This is a genomic window from Streptomyces sp. NPDC058758 (assembly GCF_042746075.1).
GTDB lineage: Bacteria > Actinomycetota > Actinomycetes > Streptomycetales > Streptomycetaceae > Streptomyces.
Map to the genome: position 1 here is coordinate 46,066 of NZ_JBHYPS010000041.1, position 21,717 is coordinate 67,782.

Genomic DNA, 21,717 nt, shown 5'->3' on the forward strand with positions numbered 1-21,717 from the left:
GGCGTCAACGTCGCACCCGGCCCGCCGGAGTGATGAAACGACAAGCGGCAATACGCGGCCCATTCACCGGAACCGGTGAACCATTGCCCTGTTTGCCCCGAAAATAATGCCGGAGACTTTACTCTCCATTACGATTCGTTTACTCAGAGTTGAGGTACCCGTTCGGCCCCGAAGGAGACCGGATGACCCTCTGCACCCCCGCCCGCACGCCCAACCGACCCCGTGTCCAGCGGCCCCACAGCCCGCCCGGAGGCGCCCGTCGCCTCCGCCCCGCCGGCGTGGACGTCTCCGCGTCGATCGCCGTCTTCCTGATCGCGCTGCCGCTCTCCCTCGGCATCGCCCTCGCCACCGGAGCCCCGCTCCAGGCCGGCCTGGTCGCCGCCGCCGTCGGCGGTCTGGTCGCCGGCCGCCTCGGCGGTTCCCCGCTCCAGGTGAGCGGACCCGCCGCCGGCCTCACCGTCGTCACCGCCGAGCTGATCCAGCGGTACGGCTGGCGCACCACCTGCGCCATCACGGTCCTCGCCGGCCTCGCCCAACTCGCCCTGGCCGCCCTGCGGGTGGCCCGCTCGGCGCTCATGGTCTCGCCCGCCATCGTGCACGGCATGGTGGCAGGCATCGGCGTCACCATCGCGCTGGCCCAGCTCCACATCGTCCTCGGCGGCACCCCGCAGAGCTCCGCGGTGGCCAACGTCCTGGGCCTGCCGGCCCGGTTGGCGGACGCCAGACCCGCCGCGCTCGCCATCAGCGGGCTGACCATCGCCGTCCTGCTCGGCTGGCCCCGCCTCCCGGGCCGCGTCGGCGGGCTCCTGCGGAAGGCCCCCGCCGCCCTGGTCGGCGTCGGCGGCGCGACCCTGCTCGCGCTGGCCGCCGGACTCGCCGTGCCCCGCGTCGACCTGCCGTCCTGGAGCAGCCACGCGCTCCCCGGACTCCCCGAGGGGCCGGTCCTCGGCATCGCCGCCGGGGTACTGACGATCACGCTGGTCACCAGCGTGCAGTCGCTGCTCTCGGCCGTCGCCGTCGACAAGCTCGTCGCCGCCCGCCCGGACCGGGGCAAGGGGGTTCCGCGCGCCGACCTCGACCGCGAGCTGGCCGGCCAGGGCGCGGCCAACATGGTCTCCGGGGCGCTCGGCGGCCTCCCGGTCGCCGGGGTGGCGGTCCGCAGCGTCGCCAACGTCTCGGCGGGCGCGGTCAGCCGCGCCTCCACCATGCTGCACGGCCTGTGGATCGTGCTCGCCGCGCTGCTGCTGGTCCCCGCCATCGACCTGATCCCGCTGGCCGCGCTCGCCGCGCTGGTCATGGTGGTCGGCATCCAGATGGTGAGCATCACCCACATCCGTACGGTGACCCGGCACCGCGAGGCCGCGGTGTACGCGGTGACCGTGACCGGGGTCGTCCTGGTCGGCGTGCTGGAGGGCGTCGCCCTCGGCATCGCGGTCGCGGTCGCGGTCGCCATGTCCCGGCTCGCCCGGACCCGGATCACCCGGGAGGACCGCGACGGGCGCCAGGTGCTGCGCGTACGCGGCCAGTTGACCTTCCTCGCGGTGCCCCGGCTGAGCCGGGCGCTGCACCAGATCCCCGCGGGTTCGGAGGTGACCGTGGAGCTGGACGGCTCGTTCATGGACCATGCCGCGTACGAGACGCTGAACGACTGGACGACCGGCCACCGGGCCCACGGCGGCACGGTGGAGCTGACCGGCCCCACCGGAGGCCGTATCGCCGGGTCGCCCGCCGACCGCGACCCCGGCACCGGCACCGGCACCGGCACCGGCACCGAGTCCGACACGAGCGGCGCGAGCGGCGCGCCCGTCGCCTCCCCGCACACCTGCTGCCGTCCCTGGACCCCCTGGCACAACCACCAGTGCGCCGAGCGGCCCGCGCCGCCCGTCGCCCCGGCCGAGGAGCCGCCGGCCCGGACGGGGCACCAGCTCGCCCACGGCATCGGCAAGTTCCAGCGGAACACCGCGCCGCTGGTCCGCGACGAGCTGGCCCGGCTCGCCCGGGAGGGCCAGACCCCCTCGCAGCTCTTCCTCACCTGCGCCGACTCCCGGCTGGTCACCAGCATGATCACGTCCAGCGGTCCCGGCGACCTCTTCACCGTGCGCAACGTCGGCAATCTGGTGCCGCTGCCGGGCGAGGAGAGCGGGGACGACTCGGTGGCGGCCGCCATCGAGTACGCGGTGGACGTGCTGCGGGTGCAGTCGATCACCGTCTGCGGCCACTCCGGCTGCGGCGCCATGCAGGCCCTGCTCGGCGCCGGACCGGACGAGCCCGCGACCCCGCTGCGCCGCTGGCTGCGGCACGGCCGGCCGAGCCTGGAGCGGATGGCGAGCCGCCGCCACGCGTGGGCGCGGATCTCCGGGCGGCTGCCGGCGGACGCGGTCGAGCAGCTGTGCCTCACCAACGTGGTGCAGCAGCTGGAGCACCTGCGGGCGTACGAGTCGGTGGCGCGGCGGCTCGCGGACGGCAGCCTCACCCTCCACGGGATGTACTTCCACGTGGGCGAGGCCCAGGCGTACCTGCTCTCCGGCGACGAGGTGCGCGGCTACGACGACGTCTTCGACAGCGTCCCGCCGGCGACCCTCGCGGCCAAGGCCTCCTGACCGCCGGAGCGGCCCCGGACCGCGCACCGGGGCCGCGCCTCAAGGCCCCCGGCCGTGTGCCCGGGCCGCGCCTCGAGGCCCCGGACCACCCGCTCAGGCCGCGCCTCGAGGCCCCTGGCCGCGCGCCGGCCGGGGTCTCGGCCCGCGCGTCCTGAACCTTTCCCGGCGCGCGTCCGTGAGACTGTGTGGCCCCTCCGTCCCTCCGCTCGGGAGGGAGGGGCCATCCCACCCCCATCACCCACAGGTCTAAACCAATTCCCCGGAGACTCTTGTCACCCGGGGTCTCGGGCTGATGAGGTATGACGCGGGACACATACGCACAGAGGACGCCCTGGGAAAGGGAGATGTCGTGAGCAACGAGAGCCTGGCCAATCTGCTCCGGGAAGAGCGCCGCTTCGCGCCGCCCGCCGAGCTGGCCGCGCACGCCAACGTGACGGCGGAGGCGTACGAGCAGGCCGAGGCGGACCGGCTGGGCTTCTGGGCCGAGCAGGCCAAGCGCCTGACCTGGGCCACCGAGCCGACCGAGACCCTCGACTGGTCGAACCCGCCGTTCGCCAAGTGGTTCGCCGACGGCGAGCTCAACGTGGCGTACAACTGCGTCGACCGGCACGTCGAGGCCGGCCACGGCGACCGCGTCGCCATCCACTTCGAGGGCGAGCCGGGCGACAGCCGCGCGATCACCTACGCCGAACTCAAGGACGAGGTCTCCAAGGCCGCCAACGCCCTGACCGAGCTGGGCGTGGGCAAGGGCGACCGGGTCGCCGTCTACCTGCCGATGATCCCCGAGGCCGCGATCACGATGCTGGCCTGCGCCCGCGTCGGCGCCGCCCACTCGGTCGTCTTCGGCGGCTTCTCCGCCGACGCCGTGGCCTCCCGCATCCAGGACGCCGACGCCAAGGTGGTCGTGACCGCCGACGGCGGCTACCGCCGCGGCAAGCCGTCCGCCCTCAAGCCGGCCATCGACGAGGCCGTCGCCAAGTGCCCGACGGTCGAGCACGTCCTCGTGGTCCGCCGCACGGGCCAGGAGACCGCCTTCACCGAGGGCCGGGACGTCTGGTGGCACGACGTCGTCGAGCGCCAGTCCGTCGAGCACGCCCCCGAGGCGTTCCCGGCCGAGCAGCCGCTCTTCATCCTGTACACCTCGGGCACGACGGGTAAGCCGAAGGGCATCTTGCACACCTCCGGCGGCTACCTCACCCAGGCCGCGTACACCCACCACGCCGTCTTCGACCTCAAGCCGGAGACCGACGTCTACTGGTGCACGGCCGACATCGGCTGGGTGACCGGCCACTCGTACATCGTCTACGGCCCGCTGGCCAACGGCGCCACGCAGGTCATGTACGAGGGCACCCCGGACACCCCGCACCAGGGCCGGGTCTTCGAGATCGTGCAGAAGTACGGCGTCACCATCCTCTACACGGCGCCGACGCTGATCCGCACGTTCATGAAGTGGGGCGACGACATCCCCGCGAAGTTCGACCTGACCAGCCTGCGGGTGCTGGGCTCGGTCGGCGAGCCGATCAACCCCGAGGCGTGGGTCTGGTACCGCAAGCACATCGGCGCCGACCGCTGCCCGATCGTGGACACCTGGTGGCAGACCGAGACGGGCGCGATGATGATCAGCCCGCTGCCCGGCGTCACCGAGACCAAGCCGGGCTCCGCCCAGCGCCCGCTGCCGGGCATCTCCGCCACCGTCGTCGACGACGAGGCGAACGAGGTGCCGAACGGCGGCGGCGGCTACCTGGTGCTCACCGAGCCGTGGCCGTCGATGCTCCGCACCATCTGGGGCGACGACCAGCGCTTCGTCGACACCTACTGGTCCCGCTTCGAGGGCAAGTACTTCGCCGGCGACGGCGCCAAGAAGGACGACGACGGCGACATCTGGCTGCTCGGCCGCGTCGACGACGTCATGCTCGTCTCCGGCCACAACATCTCGACCACCGAGGTCGAGTCGGCGCTCGTCTCCCACCCGGCGGTGGCCGAGGCGGCCGTCGTCGGCGCCGCCGACGAGACCACCGGGCAGGCGATCGTCGCCTTCGTCATCCTGCGCGGCACCGCCAGCCAGGACGAGGCGCTCGTCGCCGAGCTGCGCAACCACGTGGGCGCCACGCTCGGCCCGATCGCCAAGCCCAAGCGGATCCTCCCGGTGGCCGAGCTGCCGAAGACCCGCTCCGGCAAGATCATGCGCCGCCTGCTGCGCGACGTGGCGGAGAACCGCGAGGTGGGCGACGTCACCACGCTGGCCGACTCCTCGGTCATGTCGCTCATCCAGACGCAGCTGCCCGCCGCCGCCAGCGAGGACTGAGCACCGCGACCGGCTCACGGAGAGGCCCGCCCCGACACCCCGGGGCGGGCCTCTCCGCGCTCTCTCCCCGACACCCCGGGGCGGGCCTCTCCGCGCCCCCGCCCCGACGCGACGAAAGGCCCATACCACCCTAAAGTGATCCTCGCCGGACACGCCCCGGGCTCGTTAGGTAAAGTAAGGAACGCGTCAGGAACGCGACAGAAAGACCCAGGTGCGCCGGGAAGTCTGGTCGGCATGTGCTGTGTGCTGCCCACCCGACCGGAGGCTCCCCGTGTCCACCGACCGCACGTTCCTCGGCCGGCTCTCCCTCCCGGAGCGCCGCCACCTCACCGACGCCCTGCGCACCGAGACCGTCGGCGGTGTGCTGCTGCTCCTCGCCGCCGTCGCCGCGCTCGTCTGGGCCAACACCTTCCACGACAGCTACGAGGCCGTCTCCGGCTTCCACATCGGCCCCGCCGCCCTCGGCCTCGACCTCTCGATCGAGCACTGGGCCGCCGACGGCCTCCTCGCGATCTTCTTCTTCGTCGCCGGCATCGAGCTCAAGCGCGAACTGGTCGCCGGCGAACTGCGCGACCCGAAGGCCGCCGCCCTCCCCGTCATCGCGGCGATCTGCGGCATGGCCACCCCGGCCCTGGTCTACGTCCTGGTCAACGCCGTCGGCGGCGGCTCCATGGACGGCTGGGCCGTGCCCACCGCCACCGACATCGCCTTCGCGCTCGCCGTCCTCGCCGTCATCGGCACCTCGCTCCCCTCCGCGCTGCGCGCCTTCCTCCTCACCCTCGCCGTCGTCGACGACCTCTTCGCGATCCTGATCATCGCGGTCTTCTTCACCAGCGACCTGAACTTCGCCGCCCTCGGCGGCGCCTTCGCCGGCCTCGCCCTCTTCTGGTTCCTCCTCCGCAAGGAGGTCCGCGGCTGGTACGTGTACGTCCCGCTGGCCCTGGTCGTCTGGGGCCTCATGTACAACAGCGGCGTCCACGCCACCATCGCCGGCGTCGCCATGGGCCTGATGCTCCGCTGCACCACCCGCGACGGCGAGGAGCACTCCCCCGGCGAGCACGTCGAGCACCTGGTCCGGCCGCTCTCCGCGGGCGTCGCCGTCCCCCTCTTCGCGCTCTTCTCGGCCGGCGTCGCCATGTCCAGCGAGGCGCTGCGGGACGTCTTCACCCAGCCCGTCACCCTCGGCGTCGTCCTCGGCCTGGTCGTCGGCAAGGCGGTCGGCATCTTCGGCGGCACCTGGCTCGCGGCCCGCTTCACCAGGGCGGAACTCAACCCCCAGCTGGTCTGGCCGGACGTCTTCGCCCTCGCCGCCCTCGCCGGCATCGGCTTCACCGTCTCCCTCCTCATCGGCGAACTCGCCTTCGTCGGGGACCCGGCGCTCACCGACGAGGTGAAGGCCGCCGTCCTCATGGGCTCGCTCATCGCCGCCGCGTGCGCCGCGCTCCTGCTCAAGCTGCGCGTCCGGAAGTACCAGCTGCTGGTCGCCGAGGAGGACCGGGACGACGACCAGGACGGCATCCCGGACGTGTACGAGGAGGGCACCGAGGCGTACCACCTCCGGATGGCCGAGATCCTGGAGCGGAAGGCCGCGGAGCACCGCGAGCGCGCCCGACTGGCGGGGGCACCGCGCGACGGGGCCGACCGTCCGGCATGATCTGAGGCGGACCGTACACAGAGTCTCGGACCGTACAAGAGGAGAGGGAGAGCGATGAGCGACCCGTTCGACGGAACCGAGCGCAGCCTCGGCCAGCTGGTCGCCTCGGCGACCGCCGAGATGTCCGCACTGGTGCACGACGAGATCGCCCTGGCCAAGGCCGAGCTCCGGCAGGACGTGAAGCGCGGCGCGATCGGCAGCGGCGCGGCCATCGCCGCCGCCGTGGTGCTGCTGTTCTCGCTGCCGATGCTGAGCTTCGCGCTCGCCTACGCCATCAACACCTGGACCGGCGGGCACAACGGCAACGGCGGCTGGAACCTCGTCTGGTGCTTCCTGCTGTCCTTCGCCTTCAACGTGATCGTCGCGGGCCTCCTCGGCCTGATCGCCGTCTCGAAGTTCAAGAAGGTCAAGCCGCCGGAGAAGTCCATCGCCTCCGCCAAGAAGACCGCGGCGATCATGCAGAACGTGAAGCCGCACCCCCGCCCGGAGGGCCTCCCGGCCGCCGAGGTGACCATGGCCAAGGCCCAGTCTGTGGCACGCTCGTCCGTATGACCCTCCCCGACAGCAGCGCCCCCGGCGGCGGGCCCGTGCGCCTCGACGGTCCGTGGACCCACCGTGACGTCGCGGCCAACGGCGCCCGCTTCCACATCGCCGAGATGGGCGACGGCCCCCTGGTGCTGCTGCTGCACGGCTTCCCGCAGTTCTGGTGGACCTGGCGCCACCAGCTGCCGGCGCTCGCCGAGGCCGGCTTCCGGGCGGTCGCGATGGACCTGCGCGGGGTCGGCGGCAGCGACCGCACCCCCCGGGGTTACGACCCCGCCAACCTGGCCCTCGACATCACCGGCGTGGTCCGCTCGCTGGGCGAGCCGGACGCCGCGCTCGTCGGCCACGACCTGGGCGGCTACCTCGCCTGGACGGCGGCCGTCATGCGGCCCAAGCTGGTCCGCAGGCTCGTGGTCTCCTCGATGCCGCACCCGCGCCGCTGGCGCTCGGCGATGCTCTCCGACTTCGCCCAGTCCCGGGCCGGCTCGCACGTCTGGGGCTTCCAGCGGCCGTGGCTGCCGGAGCGCCAACTGGTCGCGGACGACGCGGAGCTGGTGGGGCGTCTGATCCGGGAGTGGTCGGGCCCGCGCCCGGTGGAGGACGAGGCGGTCGACGCGTACCGGCGGGCGATGCTCGTGCCGTCCACGGCGCACTGCTCGATCGAGCCGTACCGCTGGCTGGTCCGCTCGCTGGCCCGCCCCGACGGCATCCAGTTCAACCGGCGCATGAAGCGGCCGGTCCGGGTGCCGACGCTGCACCTGCACGGCTCGCTGGACCCGGTGATGCGGACCCGCAGCGCGGCCGGTTCGGGCGAGTACGTGGAGGCCCCGTACCGCTGGCGGCTCTTCGACGGCCTGGGGCACTTCCCGCACGAGGAGGACCCGGCCGCCTTCACGACGGAACTCGTCAACTGGCTGAAGGACCCCGAACCCGACCGCTGAGTCCCCTACGGGCCCCCGCCCGCACGGGTTTGCGTCGAACGGCCATGTGCCCCGCGCATACTCCGATTGGCGGGCCCCGGAAAGGTTACCGAGCCCCACCCCCGGGCACACGTCCCGGTATGGGCTGGACGCACGACTACGGTGACACGGCACGCGACCGCCGCTCCGCCTCCGGGCCGGGCTCCCGCGAGCGGGGAGGACCGCCGGACCAGGGCCGCGCTCCCGGCGGCCAGGTCGGCATCTCACGCATCCTCAGGCGGCGGGCCCGCTGGGTCTCTGCCCGGCTCCGCCACCAGCGCGACACCGCGTAGGGGGCGTCAGAGGGCGCAGCTGTCGGTGTCCACCTGCTGGTTCGCGGTACGGCCGCGCTCGATGTCCTCGCGGATCTCCTCGACCGTCAGCGCGTATCCGGTGTTGGCGTCGTCGCGGGAGCGGGCGAAGATCACGCCCGAGACCGTGCCGTCCTCGGTGAGCAGCGGACCGCCGGAGTTGCCCTGACGGACCGTCGTGTACAGCGAGTAGACCTCCCTGCGCACGTCGCCCCGGTGGTAGATGTCGGGGCCGTCGGCGCTGATCCGGCCGCGGACGCGGGCGGAGCGGACGTCGTACGAGCCGTTCTCGGGGAAGCCGGCGACGATGGCGTCGTCGCCGCTGTGGGCCTCCTGCTCGGTGAAGCGCAGCGGGGTGACCTTCAGGTCCGGCACGTCGAGGACGGCGATGTCCCGCCGCCAGTCGTAGAGGACGACCTTGGCGTCGTACAGCCTGCCCTCGCCGCCGATCTGCACGGTGGGCTCGTCGACGCCGCCGACCACGTGCGCGTTGGTCATCACGCGGCGGTCGGAGAAGACGAAGCCGGTGCCCTCCAGGACCTTGCCGCAGCTCGGGGCGGTGCCGACCACCTTGACGATGGAGCGCTGGGCGAGGGTGGCGACGGGGCTGCCGGCGAGCGCCGGGTCCGGGGGGAGCACCTCGGTGATGGGCTCGTTGACGTAGGGGCTGAAGACCTGCGGGAAGCCGCTGCGGGCGAGGGTGGTGGTGAAGTCGGCGAACCACTCCTCGGCCGGGCGGGGCATCGCCTCGTTGAGGCCCTGGAGCACCTTGGAGTCGCGGACCTCCCTGGCGAGGGTGGGCATCGAGGTGCTGCCCAGGGCCAGGCCGATGAGCCAGGCGACGAGCAGCATGGCGACCACGTTGACCAGCGCGCCGCCGGTGGCGTCGAGGGCGCGGGCCGGGGACCAGGTGATGTGGCGGCGCAGCTTGTTCCCGAGGTGGGTGGTGAACGCCTGGCCGACGGAGGCGGAGACGATGACCGCCATCACGAAGATCACGGTGACCGAGGTGGAGACCTCGCTCTTGTCGGTGAGCTGGTCCCACAGGATCGGCAGCAGCCACATGGCGACGAACCCGCCGCCGAGGAAGCCGATCACGGAGAGGACGCCGACCACGAAGCCCTGGCGGTAGCCGATGATCGCGAACCACACGGCCGCGAGCAGCAGCAGGATGTCCAGCAGGTTCACGGTCTTCAGCCTCGCAGATTCGTTCTTCCGGTCGCCGTTTCGTCTCCGGTCGCCCGGGGGGGTCAGCCTGTCATGACCGCCAGTCGAGCGGGACCTTCCGCGAGGTGTCCCAGGGAAGCTCCCAGCCCGCGAAGTGCAGCAGCCGGTCGATCACTCCGGCGGTGAAACCCCAGACCAGAGCGGATGCGACGAGGAAGGCGGGGCCCGTGTGGCCGGCCGGATGGACGGCGGTGGCGCGGTTGGCCGGGTCCGTGAGATCCGCCACGGGCACCGTGAAGACCCGGGCGGTCTCGGCGGGGTCGACGGCGCCGACGGGGCTCGGCGCGCGCCACCAGCCGAGCACGGGCGTGACGACGAAGCCGCTGACCGGGATGTAGAGCCGGGGCAGCACGCCGAAGAGCTGGACGCCGGCCGGGTCGAGGCCGGTCTCCTCCTCGGCCTCGCGCAGGGCGGCGCGCAGCAGCCCGCCGTCGGCCGGGTCGCCGTCCTCGGGGTCCAGGGCGCCGCCGGGGAAGGAGGGCTGTCCGGCGTGCGAGCGGAGGCTGCCGGCCCGCTCCATGAGCAGCAGCTCGGGTCCGCGCTCGCCCTCGCCGAAGAGGACGAGCACGGCGGACTGCCGTCCCGCGCCGCCGGGGGGCGGCAGGAAGCGGCTCAGCTGCTCGGGCGCGACCGTGCGCGCGGCCCGGTCGACCGGCGCGAGCCAGTCGGGCAGGCCGTCCCGGTCCAGCAGGCCGCCGGTGCCGGGGCCGTAGGTCTCTTCGTCCGTGCGCGTCATGGGCACCCCCGTGTCGTCCAACGCCGTCGCCGTGTCCCTTCGTTCCCGAACGGCCGTGCCGTGCTCACTCTGCTCCGGAGGGGCGCCCTGCGGCGCCCGGGACCGCGCCGGGCGCGGGCGGTGCCGGGCGGCCGGGGTAGTCGGCGGGCGGGTTGAGCCGCTGGCCGGGGAAGCCGCCCTTCTCGTACTTGAGCAGCTTCGCCGCCTTCTCCGGGTCGGTCTCGCCCTCACCGTAGGCGGGACAGAGGTGGGTGATCGGGCAGGCACCACAGGCGGGCTTGCGGGCGTGGCAGATGCGGCGGCCGTGGAAGATCACCCGGTGCGAGAGCATCGTCCAGTCGCTCTTGGGGAAGATCTCCGCGATCTCGGCCTCGATCTTGACCGGGTCGTCGGACTCGGTCCACCCGAAGCGGCGGGCGAGGCGCATGAAGTGGGTGTCGACGGTGATGCCGGGGACGCCGAAGGCGTTGCCGAGGACGACGAAGGCGGTCTTGCGGCCGACACCGGGCAGCTTGACCAGGTCGTCCAGGCGGCCGGGGACCTCGCCGCCGTGCTCGTCCCTGAGGGCGGCGGCCAGGCCCATGATCGACTTGGTCTTGGCGCGGAAGAAGCCGGTGGGGCGGATCAGCTCCTCGACCTCCTCGGGGACGGCGGCGGCCAGGTCCTCGGGGGTGGGGTACCGGGCGAAGAGCGCGGGGGTCGTCTGGTTCACCCGCAGGTCGGTGGTCTGCGCGGAGAGGACCGTGGCGACCAGCAGCTCGAAGGGGTTGCGGAAGTCGAGTTCGGGGTGGGCGTACGGGTACACCTCCGCGAGCTCCCGGTTGATCCTCCGCGCCCGCCGCACCATCCCGAGCCGCGTCTCCGGCCTGCCACCGGCGGCGGCCGCCCCGGTGGCGGGCTTCTTGGCGGCGGACTTCGAAGCGGCGGCCTTCTTCGGAGTGGCCGGCTTCGGGGCGGCCTTCTTCGGAGCGGTCTTCTTCGGAGCGGTCTTCTTCGGAGCGGCCTGCTTCGGAGTGTCCGGCTTCGGGGCGGCCTTCTTCGGAGCGGTCTTCTTCGAGACGGCTCCGGCGGGGGCCTCAGGGGCCAGGGCCCCCGGGGTCTCGGGGGTCGGCTTCGAAGGGCCGTTCGCCCGCCGGGAATCCGTCCGATTCGCCCCCTTTGACCGCTTCGACACGCCGTGTTCGCCCACAGCGGAATTACCTTCGGCCGACACTCTTCCAGCCCCCTTGGCCTGCGTTCTCACCGGTGAGTTGGACACCCGGCCAGCCTAGGGGCCGGGGCCGACATCCGCCCCGCTCGGCACCGATCGGCCCCCGATCGGGCCCCTGACGTTCGGCATTGGCGTCCGGTGCGTCAAACTTGTTGTGATTGATCGCACTGTTTGGCACGTCCGGCATCATGGGAGCCAGGTTCCCGTGAGCAGGTCGACAGTAGGAGTGAACTCGTGGACGACGTTCTGCGGCGCGCCCCGCTCTTCGCGGCGCTCGATGACGAGCAGGCCGCCGAGCTGCGCGCCTCGATGAGTGAGGTGACGCTCGCCCGTGGCGACGCGCTCTTCCACGAGGGCGACCCCGGTGACCGCCTGTACGTGGTCACCGAGGGCAAGGTGAAGCTGCACCGCACCTCCCCCGACGGCCGCGAGAACATGCTGGCGGTGCTCGGCCCCGGCGAGCTCATCGGCGAGCTGTCCCTCTTCGACCCGGGCCCGCGCACCGCGACCGCGACGGCGCTGACCGAGGTCAAGCTGCTCGGCCTCGGCCACGGCGACCTCCAGCCCTGGCTGAACGCCCGGCCCGAGGTGGCCGGCGCCCTGCTGCGGGCCGTCGCCCGCCGGCTGCGCAAGACCAACGACCAGATGTCCGACCTGGTCTTCTCCGACGTCCCGGGCCGGGTCGCCCGCGCGCTCCTCGACCTGTCGCGCCGCTTCGGCGTGCAGTCGGAGGAGGGCATCCACGTCGTCCACGACCTCACCCAGGAGGAGCTGGCCCAGCTCGTCGGCGCCTCCCGCGAGACCGTGAACAAGGCGCTCGCCGACTTCGCCCAGCGCGGCTGGCTGCGCCTGGAGGCCCGCGCCGTGATCCTGCTGGACGTGGAGCGCCTCGCGAAGCGCTCGCGGTAGCCACGCGCGCGTACGCACGGAGAAGGGGGCCGCCCGGTCGAACCGGGCGGCCCCCTTCCGTACGGCTCAGCGCTTCGAGCCGTCCACGATCACCGGGGCCGAGCCGGTGCCGTCGCCGCAGGGCACCGCGTAGACCGGGTTCTTGGCCGCGGCCTCCTTGAAGGCGTCGATGCACTGGTTCGCCAGGACCTTGTCGGTCAGCGAGTCGTTGAGGATCTTGTTGGCGCGGGCGATGCCCTCCGCCTCGATGCGGCGCCGGTCCGACTCCGCCTTGGCCGTACGGGCCGCCTCCAGGGCGCGCTCGGTGGCCTGCTGCTGCTGGATCTTGCGGTCGATCTGGCCCTGGAGCGCGTCGGAGGGCTTCACGTTGCGCAGGTTGACCGTGGTGACGACGATGCCGCGCGGCTCCAGGCGCTCCGTGATGAGCTTGGCGATCTCGGCGTTGATCTTCTCGCGGTCGGAGGCGTACCCCTGCTCGCTGGTGTAGCGGGCGAAGACGTTCCGGACGATCTCGCGGCTGTCCGGGTAGACCAGCCGCTGCTGGATGGCGTCCTCGCTGCCCGCGAGCTTGTACAGCTCGACGGCCTTGGACGGGACCACGGCCCACTTCACCGTGACCTCGGCGTACATGACGCCGCCCTGCGAGGAGCGGACCTCGACCACGTCCTTGTCGGAGAGGTTGAGGTCGACCGGGCGGGTGGAGAAGGTGGTGACGTCGGTGAACGGTGACTTCACGTGCATGCCGGAGGTCATCGGCGACCCGACCTTGCCGAAGGCGACCGGCACGCCGACCTCGTACGCGCTGATCACGTACGTCATGCTCACGATCAGCGAGAAGACTCCGGCGACCAGCGCGCCGCCGGCGCCCAGCTTCCAGCCGGTCGAGTCCTGCGACCGGCCGACGAACCAGAGCACCACCGCGGCGATGACCAGCAGGATGGCTATGACGAACATGGGCATTCCCCCCGAGAACTGCGGCCTGATGTAAGCGGAGCGTAAGACACTCGGGGAAGCCGGAGGGTTCCCGGGGTACGGACCGGAGTTCCCGGGGCACCGGTCCGAGGTCCCCGGGAGCGACATCCGGGGGCTCCCCGGGCGCGAGATCCGGGGCTCCCCGGGCGCGAGGGTCAGATCGCGCCGCGCTCCCGGAGGTACTCCAGCTGCGCCCGTACGGACAGCTCCGCGGCGGGCCAGAGCGAGCGGTGGACGTCCGCGTACACGTGCGCCACGACCTCCGGCGCCGTCCGGTGGCCGAGCGCGACCGCGGCCTCCACCTGCGCCAGCCGGCCCGCGCGGTGCGCCAGGTAGAAGTCCACGGCCCCCTGGGCGTCCTCCAGGACCGGCCCGTGGCCCGGCAGGACCGTGTGGACGCCGTCGTCGACGGTCAGCGAGCGCAGCCGTCGCAGCGAGTCCAGGTAGTCGCCGAGGCGTCCGTCCGGGTGCGCCACCATCGTCGTGCCGCGCCCCAGGATCGTGTCGCCGGTGAGCACCGCGCGGTCGGCCGGCAGGTGGAAGGAGAGCGAGTCGGAGGTGTGGCCGGGCGTCGGCACCACCCGCAGCTCCAGGCCGCCGACGGTGACCGCGTCGCCCTCCCCCAGGCCCTCGTCGCCGAGGCGGAGCGCCGGGTCGAGCGCGCGGACGGACGTGCCGGTCAGCTCCGCGAAGCGGCCCGCGCCCTCGGCGTGGTCCGGGTGACCGTGCGTCAGCAGGGTGAGCGCGATCCGCTTGCCCAGCTTCTCGGCGGTGTCGATCACGTGCCGGAGGTGGCCCTCGTCGAGCGGGCCCGGGTCGACGGCGACGGCCAGGCCGGAGCCGGGCTCGGAGAGCAGCCAGGTGTTGGTGCCGTCCAGGGTCATCGCGGACGGGTTGGGCGCGAGCACGTTCACGGCCCGCTCGGTCGCGGGCCCGGAGGTGACGAGGCCCCGGGGCTGGCCCGGCAGGGCGGCGGCGTCGGTCACGGGGCGCCTCCCCCCACCCGCTTGGTGAACTCGTCGTGGCCGGGCCAGGTGAGCACCACCTGGCCGTCCTCCACGCGCGCCCGGGCGAGGACCGGCGCCAGGGACTGCTTCCCGGCCGCCGCGAGCGCCTCCGCCGCCGTGGCACAGGGCTGGAGGGACCTCAGGGTCGCGATGGTCGGCGGCATCATGGTCAGCTCGCCCCGGTCGTAGCCGTCCGCCGCGTCGGCCGGGCGGGTCCACACGGTGCGGTCGGCCTCGCCGGAGACGTCCCGGGTGCGCTGCCCGGCGGGCAGGACGGCCACGAAGAACCAGGTGTCGTAGCGGCGCTGCTCGAACTCGGGGGTGATCCAGCGGGCCCAGGCGCCCAGCAGGTCGGAGCGGAGCACGAGGCCCCGCCGGTCGAGGAAGTCGGCGAAGGACAGCTCGTGGGCGACCAGTGCCCGCCGGTCGCGCTCCCAGTCCTCGCCGGTGGTGTCGCCGACGACGGTGTCCGCGGTCTCGCCGGCGAGCAGCACGCCCGCCTCCTCGAAGGTCTCGCGGACGGCGGCGCAGACCACGGCCTGGGCCTGCGCGGGCTCGTCGAGGCCGAGCCGCTCCGCCCACTCCTCCAGCGGGGGACCGGACCAGCGCACCGGCTGCTCGTCGCGCGGGTCGACCCCGCCGCCGGGGTAGGCGTACGCGCCTCCGGCGAAGGCCATGGAGGTGCGGCGGCGCAGCATGTGGACCTCGGGCCCGGCGTCCGCGTCCCGCAGCAGGAGCACCGTGGCGGCGCGCCGGGGCGCCACCGGCACCAGTTCGCCGGCGGCGAGGGCGCGGATGCGGTCGGGCCATTCCGGCGGGTACCACTGACCATTCGACATGGGCGGATGCTATGCGCAACGAACGGAATGCACGAGAGCCGGCCGCCCCCTGGGGGACGACCGGCTCGGCGTGCGCGGTGGGCGCCGGGGCCCGGTCAGGCCTCGGTCAGCTCGACCTGGACCTCGACCTCGACGGGGGCGTCGAGCGGCAGGACGGTGACGCCGACGGCGCTGCGGGCGTGCACGCCCTTGTCGCCGAGGATCTCGCCGAGCAGTTCGCTGGCGCCGTTGACGACGCCCGGCTGGCCGGTGAAGTCGGCGGCGGAGGCGACGAAGCCGACGACCTTGACGACCCGCTTGATCCGGTCGAGGTCACCGGCGACCGACTTCACGGCCGCGAGCGCGTTCAGCGCGCAGGTGGCGGCGAGGGCCTTGGCCTCCTCGGCGGTCACCTCGGCGCCGACCTTGCCGGTCACCGGAAGCTTGCCCTCCACCATCGGGAGCTGGCCCGAGGTGTAGACGTACACGCCGGACTGCACGGCCGGCTGGTAGGCGGCGAGCGGCGGGACGACCTGGGGCAGCTTCAGGCCCAGCTCGGCGATCCGCGCCTCGACGGCCCCGCTCACGACTGCGGCCGCTTCATGTAGGCCACGAGCTGCTCCGGGTTGGGCCCGGGCACGACCTGGACGAGCTCCCAGCCGTCCTGGCCCCAGTTGTCGAGAATCTGCTTGGTCGCGTGCACCAGAAGCGGCACCGTGACGTACTCCCACTTGGTCATGGGCCGACTGTAGCCGCTGCGGCGGGGTGCTCCGCCGAGGCTCCCCCTAGGGTCCGGGCTCGGGGGCTTCTCCGGGACGGTCCGCTGATTGCGCGGGCCCGCCAGTGGTTAGGCTCGACAACGTGAGCAGGCTCCAGGTCGTCAGCGGCAAGGGCGGTACCGGTAAGACGACGGTCGCCGCCGCCCTCGCCCTCGCCCTCGCGACGGAGGGGAAGCGCACGCTCCTCGTCGAGGTCGAAGGCAGACAGGGCATCGCACAGCTCTTCGAGACGGAGGCGCTTCCCTACGAGGAGCGCAAGATCGCCGTGGCTCCGGGCGGCGGCGAGGTGTACGCGCTGGCGATCGACGCCGAGCGCGCCCTCCTCGACTACCTCCAGATGTTCTACAAGCTCGGCGGCGCGGGCCGGGCCCTGAAGAAGCTCGGGGCGATCGACTTCGCGACGACGATAGCCCCGGGGGTGCGGGACGTCCTGCTCACCGGGAAGGCGTGCGAGGCGGTCCGCCGGCGGGAGCGGGACGGCCGCCCGGCCTACGACCACGTGGTGATGGACGCGCCGCCGACCGGCCGCATCACCCGCTTCCTCAACGTGAACGACGAGGTGGCCGGGCTGGCCAGGATCGGCCCGATACACAACCAGGCGCAGGCCGTGATGAAGGTCCTCAAGTCCCCCGACACGGCGGTGCACCTGGTGACGCTCCTGGAGGAGATGCCGGTCCAGGAGACGGCGGACGGCGTCGCCGAACTGCGTGCGGCGGGGCTGCCGGTGGGCCGGGTGGTGGTGAACATGGTCCGTCCGCAGGTGCTGGACGAGGCGGCGGTACGGGCCGCCTCCGGCGACCGCCGCGAGGCGATCGCGCGGACGCTGGTGTCGGCCGGGGTGACGGGCGGCGCCGCGCTGGTGGAGCCGCTGCTCGACCAGGCCGCCGAGCACGCCCGCCGGGTGGAGCTGGAGCGGGAGCAGCGGGCGGTCCTGGACGGCCTGGGCCTGCCCGCGTACGAGCTGCCGTACCTGGGCGACGGGGCGGACATCGCGGGCCTCTACCGCCTGGCGAAGGAACTGCGGAGGCAAGGGGTGGGTGCGGCGTGACGGAGAGGACCCCCATGCCGGAGGAGAACGCCGGGGCCGGGGCGGAGAAGGGCGCCCGGGCGGGGAGGGCCGGGGCCGCCGCCGCGGGCGGGCTCGACGCCGTGCCCGTCCTGGAGGTCGATCCGATCCTCGACGACCGGGGGACCCGGATCATCGTCTGCTGCGGCTCGGGCGGCGTGGGCAAGACGACCACGGCGGCGGCGCTGGGCGTGCGGGCGGCGGAGCGGGGCCGGCGGGTGGTGGTCCTCACCATCGACCCGGCCCGCCGACTGGCCCAGTCGATGGGCATCGACGCGCTGGACAACACCCCGCGCAGGGTGGAGGGCATCAAGGGGTCCGACGGCGGCGAACTGCACGCCATGATGCTGGACATGAAGCGGACCTTCGACGAGATCGTCGAGGCGCACGCGGATCCCGCGCGGGCGCGGGCGATCCTGGAGAACCCCTTCTACCAGTCCCTGTCGGCCGGGTTCGCCGGTACGCAGGAGTACATGGCGATGGAGAAGCTGGGCCAGCTCCGGGCGCGGGACGAGTGGGACCTGATCGTCGTCGACACCCCGCCGTCCCGGTCGGCGCTGGACTTCCTGGACGCGCCGAAGCGGCTAGGGTCCTTCCTGGACGGGAAGTTCATCAAGCTGCTGATGGCGCCGGCGAAGGTGGGCGGCCGGGCCGGGATGAAGTTCCTCAACGTCGGCATGTCGATGATGTCGGGGACGCTGGGGAAGCTGCTGGGCGGTCAGTTCCTGGGGGACGTGCAGACCTTCGTCGCCGCGATGGACACGATGTTCGGCGGCTTCCGGACGCGGGCGGACGCCACGTACCGCCTGCTCCAGGCGCCGGGCACGGCCTTCCTGGTGGTCGCGGCCCCGGAGCGGGACGCGCTGCGGGAGGCGGCGTACTTCGTGGAGCGGCTGGCCGCGGAGGGCATGCCGCTGGCCGGTCTCGTCCTCAACCGGGTGCACGGCAGCGGCGCGGCCGGCCTGTCGGCCGAGCGGGCGCGGGCGGCCGCGGAAAATCTTGACGAGGGCCGCATTGTGGATCAGGGGCCCGGGAAGACTGGACTGCGTGGCGTCCCGGCCACGTCGTCCGAGCCGTCGCACCCCGCCACCGCCGCCGACTCCCCCGCACGTCCTTCCGCCGCACCCGAGGCCGCCCCCACGGCCGACGCGGCCGAGGAGCACAGCAGCAGTACCGACAGCGATCCGGACCTCGCAGGGCTGACCGCGGGTCTGCTCCGGCTGCACGCCGAGCGGATGCGGGTGCTCGCGCGCGAGCAGCGCACGCGGGACCGTTTCACGGCCCTCCACCCGGAGGTGGCGGTGACCGAGGTGGCCGCCCTGCCCGGCGATGTGCACGACCTCGCCGGGCTGCGGGCCATCGGTGAGCGCCTCTCCTCCCCGCGCGACCGGTCCTGACGGGACCTCACGCGGCGGGGTCCTCCCGCCCCACGGACCTCACCGCACGCGGAGCTCGCCACACGTGGAGTTCGCCACACGTGGGCCTCACCGCACGGGACCGCGCGGCACGGGGCCTCACCGCACGGGCGGGGCGGTCGTGCCGGTCCGTCCGTGGTCCGCCGGGCCGGGGCCTAGCCGACCGCGGCGTACTCCGCGTACGTGGCGTCGTCCTCCATGGCCACGGGCAGCAGGCCCGCGCCGCGCTCGTACTCGGTGCGGGCGGTCTCCAGGAGCCGCCGCCACGAGGTGACCGTGGGGCGCCGGCGCAGCAGGGCGCGGCGCTCGCGCTCCGTCATGCCGCCCCACACGCCGAACTCCACGCGGTTGTCCAGGGCGTCGGCGAGGCACTCGGTGCGCACCGGGCAGCCGGTGCACACCGCCTTTGCCCTGTTCTGTGCCGCTCCCTGCACGAAAAGTTCATCCGGATCGGTAGTGCGGCAGGCCGCCTGCGCACTCCAGTCAGCTACCCAGCCCATACCGGCGCCGTCCTCTCCCGAATCGAGGCTCCCCCACGGCGGCAGCGGCATATTCACCGCTGCCAGTTGGGACGTTACGGAAGGCGGGGACAGCGCAACACCCCCTTCGGGCCCAATCTTGAATGGCCCGAACGGACTATGCGTGCGCGTCAGATCACCCAGGGGAGTGAGTGGAGGACATGCGTGTGTTATAGGGCACTCCCCGACACACACGCCGGAATCGGGCACACGGTTCCCGCGTATTCGGGACGCGGGAACTCGTGCCGGAAATCAGGCGAATGTCACGCACGGGGGTTGATGCCGGACCGCACTCCTGTGACAGTTGGGAGCAGCTTAGGCCAAGGCATATACGTGTGTCCGGCGATTGAGAACGTAGGCTGCCCCCATGGCAAAGAAGCGCTCGGGCGGTGGTCTGACCGGGACCCAGCAGGCCGCCAAGTTCCTCGGTGTCAGTGTGCTCTCCGGAGCCGTGCTGGCGGGCATCGCCCTGCCCGCGGCCGGCGCACTGGGTCTGGCGGCGAAGGGGACGGTCGAGGGATTCGACGAGATCCCCTCCAACCTGAAGACCCCGCCGCTCAGTCAGCGCACCACGATCCTGGACTCCAAGGGCGGGCTGATCGCCACCGTCTACTCCCGGGACCGCAAGGTGGTGCCGCTGGAGAAGATCTCCCCCTACATGCAGAAGGCGATCGTCGCGATCGAGGACGCGCGCTTCTACGAGCACGGCGCGATCGACCTCAAGGGCGTGCTGCGCGCGATCAACAAGAACGCGCAGTCGGGCGGGGTCTCCGAGGGCGCCTCCACGCTCACCCAGCAGTACGTGAAGAACGTCTTCGTCGAGGAGGCCGGTGACGACCCGGAGAAGGTCGCGCAGGCCACCCAGCAGACGATCGGCCGCAAGGTCCGCGAGCTGAAGTACGCGATCCAGGTCGAGGAGGAGCTGGGCAAGAAGAAGATCCTGGAGAACTACCTCAACATCACGTTCTTCGGGCAGCAGGCGTACGGCATCGAGGCCGCCTCGCAGCGCTACTTCTCCAAGCCCGCGGCCAAGCTGACCCTGGGCGAGTCCGCGATGATGGCCGGCCTGGTGCAGTCGCCGAGCCGCTTCGACCCCATCAACGACCTCCAGGAAGCGACCAAGCGCCGCAACATCGTCCTCCAGCGGATGGCGGACGTCGGCGACATCAGCCAGGCCGAGTTCGAGAAGGCCAAGGCCACGCCGATCAAGCTGAAGGTGAAAACGCCGAGGAACGGCTGCATCACCGCCGTCGACGGCGCCGGCTTCTTCTGCGACTACGTCCGCAAGACGATCCTCAGCGACCCGGTCTTCGGCAAGACCGCGGAGGAGCGGCAGAAGCTGTGGAACCTGGGCGGCCTGACCGTCCGGACCACGCTCGACCCGAAGGCGCAGGCGGCGGCGAACGAGGCCGCGGTGGCCAAGGTGAACAAGGACGACGGGGTCGCGACCGCCGTCGTCCAGGTGCAGCCCGGCACCGGCAAGATCCTGTCGATGAGCCAGTCCCGCCCCTACGGCCTGGACCAGAAGCAGCACCAGACCACGCTCAACCTCGCCGTCGGCAGCAAGATGGGCGGCACCACGTACGGCTTCCCGGTCGGCTCGACCTTCAAGCCGATCACCGCGGCCGCGGCCCTGGAGAAGGGGCTGAGCCCCGCCCAGAGCTTCGACACGCCGTGGAAGATCACGATGAAGGAGAGCGACTACACGCGCTGCGACGGCAAGCCGTCCGGCTACGCGGACTGGTCCGTCCAGAACGAGCTCAAGACGGAGAAGGGGGCGTACGACATGACGAGCGCCCTCGGGAAGTCGATCAACACCTACTTCGCCAAGCTGGAGCAGATGGCCGGCCTCTGCGAGACGCTGACGATGGCGAAGAAGGTCGGCTACGAGCGCGAGCTGGGCAAGCCGATCAGGCAGAGCCCGTCCGCGACCCTCGGCTCCCTGGAGAGCACCCCGCTCGACATGGCGAACGTCTACGCGACCTTCGCCAACCGCGGCATCTACTGCGTGCCGGTGGTCATCGACTCCATCAAGGCCGCCAACGGCGACAAGCTGAACGTGCCGCAGACCAAGTGCACGCGGGCGATGTCCGACCGCACCGCCGACACGATCAACCAGATGCTGAAGGGCGTGGTCGAGGACGGCACCGGTACCCGGGCCGGTCTGAGCGACCGGGACAACGCGGGCAAGACCGGTACCACCGAGGGCCGCAAGGACGCCTGGTTCGTCGGCTACACCCCGGACCTGTCCACCGCCGTCTGGGTCGGTGACGACGTCGGCAAGCGCGACGAGATGTTCGACCTCACCATCGGCGGCGAGTACTACGAGAAGGTCTGCGGCGGCTGCCTCCCGGGCCCGATCTGGCGGATCGCCATGACCGGCGCGCTCGGCGACGAGGCCCCGTCCTTCGTGGACGTCAAGGTCCCGCGGGCCGAGAAGCCGAAGGAGAAGAAGAAGCCGGAGGAGGACGACAAGCCGGCCGACCGGGAGGACGACAAGCCGGCCGACAAGCCGGTCGTCCCCTTCCCGGACATCACGCTCCCCGACCTGACGGGCGGGGACCCCGGCCGGGGCGGCAACGGCCGCGGCAACCGCTAGGGCGTTTCCTTCGGATCATCTGATCGTTGGTTGATGTGTGTCGCTGACTGACGCCCAGTGGGCGAGGATCGAGCCGTTGCTGCCGGACC

Annotated in this window: 19 protein-coding genes; 10 read left to right on the plus strand and 9 right to left on the minus strand. The window is 72.4% G+C overall.

Annotation, left to right across the window (positions count from 1 at the left end; all coding sequences use genetic code 11):
• Positions 1 to 182 precede the first annotated feature (182 nt).
• From ACFW6A_RS33000 to ACFW6A_RS33025, 6 genes are all read left to right on the plus strand, one after another.
• Positions 183 to 2,600: a SulP family inorganic anion transporter gene (locus tag ACFW6A_RS33000; RefSeq protein WP_386645205.1), complete on the plus strand. Its 2,418-nt coding sequence runs from the start codon at positions 183 to 185 to the stop codon at positions 2,598 to 2,600.
• A gap of 292 nt (positions 2,601 to 2,892) precedes the next feature.
• A complete protein-coding gene (gene acs, locus ACFW6A_RS33005) occupies positions 2,893 to 4,905 on the plus strand; it encodes an acetate--CoA ligase (protein WP_351843944.1) in 2,013 nt (670 codons plus the stop codon).
• 271 nt (positions 4,906 to 5,176) lie between these two features.
• A complete protein-coding gene (nhaA, locus tag ACFW6A_RS33010; protein ID WP_351843942.1) occupies positions 5,177 to 6,559 on the plus strand; it encodes a Na+/H+ antiporter NhaA in 1,383 nt (460 codons plus the stop codon).
• 54 nt (positions 6,560 to 6,613) lie between these two features.
• Positions 6,614 to 7,111 carry a phage holin family protein gene (locus ACFW6A_RS33015; RefSeq protein ID WP_351843940.1) on the plus strand — a complete coding sequence of 166 codons (498 nt, stop codon included), beginning with the start codon at positions 6,614 to 6,616 and terminating at the stop codon, positions 7,109 to 7,111.
• Entirely contained in the window at positions 7,108 to 8,043 is a 936-nt protein-coding gene (locus tag ACFW6A_RS33020) for an alpha/beta hydrolase (RefSeq protein WP_351843938.1), read from the plus strand. The genes ACFW6A_RS33015 and ACFW6A_RS33020 overlap by 4 nt, the downstream gene beginning before the upstream one ends.
• Positions 8,044 to 8,162: 119 nt before the next feature.
• The gene (locus tag ACFW6A_RS33025; protein WP_351843935.1) at positions 8,163 to 8,354 is read left to right on the plus strand and encodes a hypothetical protein; all 192 of its coding nucleotides are present in this window, start codon (positions 8,163 to 8,165) and stop codon (positions 8,352 to 8,354) included.
• A 6-nt stretch (positions 8,355 to 8,360) separates the two neighbouring features.
• Here the strand turns inward: ACFW6A_RS33025 and ACFW6A_RS33030 are convergent, their stop codons facing one another.
• The 3 genes from ACFW6A_RS33030 to nth all read right to left on the minus strand — a co-directional run bounded on the left by ACFW6A_RS33030 (position 8,361) and on the right by nth (position 11,509).
• Entirely contained in the window at positions 8,361 to 9,560 is a 1,200-nt protein-coding gene (locus ACFW6A_RS33030; protein WP_351843933.1) for a MarP family serine protease, read from the minus strand.
• Between the two features lie 70 nt (positions 9,561 to 9,630).
• Positions 9,631 to 10,335 (minus strand): CoA pyrophosphatase, encoded by a 705-nt coding sequence (locus ACFW6A_RS33035; protein ID WP_351843930.1) that lies wholly within the window; start codon positions 10,333 to 10,335, stop codon positions 9,631 to 9,633.
• A gap of 64 nt (positions 10,336 to 10,399) precedes the next feature.
• A complete protein-coding gene (gene nth, locus ACFW6A_RS33040) occupies positions 10,400 to 11,509 on the minus strand; it encodes an endonuclease III (RefSeq protein WP_386645208.1) in 1,110 nt (369 codons plus the stop codon).
• A gap of 270 nt (positions 11,510 to 11,779) precedes the next feature.
• On the opposite strand from nth, the gene ACFW6A_RS33045 reads away from it, so the two are divergent.
• Positions 11,780 to 12,454 carry a Crp/Fnr family transcriptional regulator gene (locus tag ACFW6A_RS33045; protein WP_030495802.1) on the plus strand — a complete coding sequence of 225 codons (675 nt, stop codon included), beginning with the start codon at positions 11,780 to 11,782 and terminating at the stop codon, positions 12,452 to 12,454.
• Positions 12,455 to 12,520: 66 nt separating this feature from the next.
• Here ACFW6A_RS33045 and ACFW6A_RS33050 read toward each other — a convergent pair whose 3' ends face one another.
• From ACFW6A_RS33050 to ACFW6A_RS33070, 5 genes are all read right to left on the minus strand, one after another.
• On the minus strand, positions 12,521 to 13,408 hold the full coding sequence (locus tag ACFW6A_RS33050) for a prohibitin family protein (RefSeq protein ID WP_351843925.1): 888 nt from the start codon (positions 13,406 to 13,408) through the stop codon (positions 12,521 to 12,523).
• A 173-nt stretch (positions 13,409 to 13,581) separates the two neighbouring features.
• Positions 13,582 to 14,412, minus strand: coding sequence for an MBL fold metallo-hydrolase (locus tag ACFW6A_RS33055; protein ID WP_351843922.1), 831 nt, complete (start codon positions 14,410 to 14,412; stop codon positions 13,582 to 13,584).
• Entirely contained in the window at positions 14,409 to 15,272 is an 864-nt protein-coding gene (locus ACFW6A_RS33060; protein ID WP_351843920.1) for an NUDIX hydrolase, read from the minus strand. Before ACFW6A_RS33060 ends, ACFW6A_RS33055 begins: the two co-directional genes overlap by 4 nt.
• A 95-nt stretch (positions 15,273 to 15,367) precedes the next feature.
• Positions 15,368 to 15,838, minus strand: coding sequence for a RidA family protein (locus ACFW6A_RS33065; protein WP_351843917.1), 471 nt, complete (start codon positions 15,836 to 15,838; stop codon positions 15,368 to 15,370).
• On the minus strand, positions 15,835 to 15,990 hold the full coding sequence (locus ACFW6A_RS33070) for a DUF4177 domain-containing protein (RefSeq protein WP_158821993.1): 156 nt from the start codon (positions 15,988 to 15,990) through the stop codon (positions 15,835 to 15,837). Before ACFW6A_RS33070 ends, ACFW6A_RS33065 begins: the two co-directional genes overlap by 4 nt.
• Positions 15,991 to 16,112: 122 nt before the next feature.
• Here ACFW6A_RS33070 and ACFW6A_RS33075 point away from each other — a divergent pair, with 122 nt between their 5' ends.
• Positions 16,113 to 17,078: an ArsA family ATPase gene (locus tag ACFW6A_RS33075; RefSeq protein ID WP_386478167.1), complete on the plus strand. Its 966-nt coding sequence runs from the start codon at positions 16,113 to 16,115 to the stop codon at positions 17,076 to 17,078.
• A gap of 14 nt (positions 17,079 to 17,092) precedes the next feature.
• Complete coding sequence (locus ACFW6A_RS33080; RefSeq protein WP_351843981.1) at positions 17,093 to 18,493, plus strand: ArsA family ATPase; 1,401 nt, start codon at positions 17,093 to 17,095, stop codon at positions 18,491 to 18,493.
• A 173-nt stretch (positions 18,494 to 18,666) separates the two neighbouring features.
• Here the strand turns inward: ACFW6A_RS33080 and ACFW6A_RS33085 are convergent, their stop codons facing one another.
• Positions 18,667 to 19,011 (minus strand): WhiB family transcriptional regulator, encoded by a 345-nt coding sequence (locus tag ACFW6A_RS33085; RefSeq protein ID WP_351843979.1) that lies wholly within the window; start codon positions 19,009 to 19,011, stop codon positions 18,667 to 18,669.
• Positions 19,012 to 19,396: 385 nt separating this feature from the next.
• Between ACFW6A_RS33085 and ACFW6A_RS33090 the strand changes: the two genes are divergently transcribed.
• Positions 19,397 to 21,628, plus strand: a complete 2,232-nt coding sequence (locus tag ACFW6A_RS33090) for a transglycosylase domain-containing protein (protein ID WP_351843912.1) — start codon at positions 19,397 to 19,399, stop codon at positions 21,626 to 21,628.
• Positions 21,629 to 21,717: the final 89 nt, after the last annotated feature.

What these genes read in the sequence shown, in the direction of transcription:
- ACFW6A_RS33000 (WP_386645205.1), top strand. Translation starts at nt 183, where the DNA reads ATGACCCTCTGCACCCCCGCCCGCACGCCCAACCGACCCCGTGTCCAG.
- acs (WP_351843944.1), top strand. Translation starts at nt 2,893, where the DNA reads ATGAGGTATGACGCGGGACACATACGCACAGAGGACGCCCTGGGAAAG.
- ACFW6A_RS33015 (WP_351843940.1), top strand. Translation starts at nt 6,614, where the DNA reads ATGAGCGACCCGTTCGACGGAACCGAGCGCAGCCTCGGCCAGCTGGTC.
- ACFW6A_RS33020 (WP_351843938.1), top strand. Translation starts at nt 7,108, where the DNA reads ATGACCCTCCCCGACAGCAGCGCCCCCGGCGGCGGGCCCGTGCGCCTC.
- ACFW6A_RS33025 (WP_351843935.1), top strand. Translation starts at nt 8,163, where the DNA reads ATGGGCTGGACGCACGACTACGGTGACACGGCACGCGACCGCCGCTCC.
- ACFW6A_RS33035 (WP_351843930.1), bottom strand. Translation starts at nt 10,335, where the DNA reads ATGACGCGCACGGACGAAGAGACCTACGGCCCCGGCACCGGCGGCCTG.
- ACFW6A_RS33050 (WP_351843925.1), bottom strand. Translation starts at nt 13,408, where the DNA reads ATGTTCGTCATAGCCATCCTGCTGGTCATCGCCGCGGTGGTGCTCTGG.
- ACFW6A_RS33060 (WP_351843920.1), bottom strand. Translation starts at nt 15,272, where the DNA reads ATGTCGAATGGTCAGTGGTACCCGCCGGAATGGCCCGACCGCATCCGC.
- ACFW6A_RS33070 (WP_158821993.1), bottom strand. Translation starts at nt 15,990, where the DNA reads ATGACCAAGTGGGAGTACGTCACGGTGCCGCTTCTGGTGCACGCGACC.
- ACFW6A_RS33080 (WP_351843981.1), top strand. Translation starts at nt 17,093, where the DNA reads ATGCCGGAGGAGAACGCCGGGGCCGGGGCGGAGAAGGGCGCCCGGGCG.
- ACFW6A_RS33085 (WP_351843979.1), bottom strand. Translation starts at nt 19,011, where the DNA reads ATGGGCTGGGTAGCTGACTGGAGTGCGCAGGCGGCCTGCCGCACTACC.
- ACFW6A_RS33090 (WP_351843912.1), top strand. Translation starts at nt 19,397, where the DNA reads ATGGCAAAGAAGCGCTCGGGCGGTGGTCTGACCGGGACCCAGCAGGCC.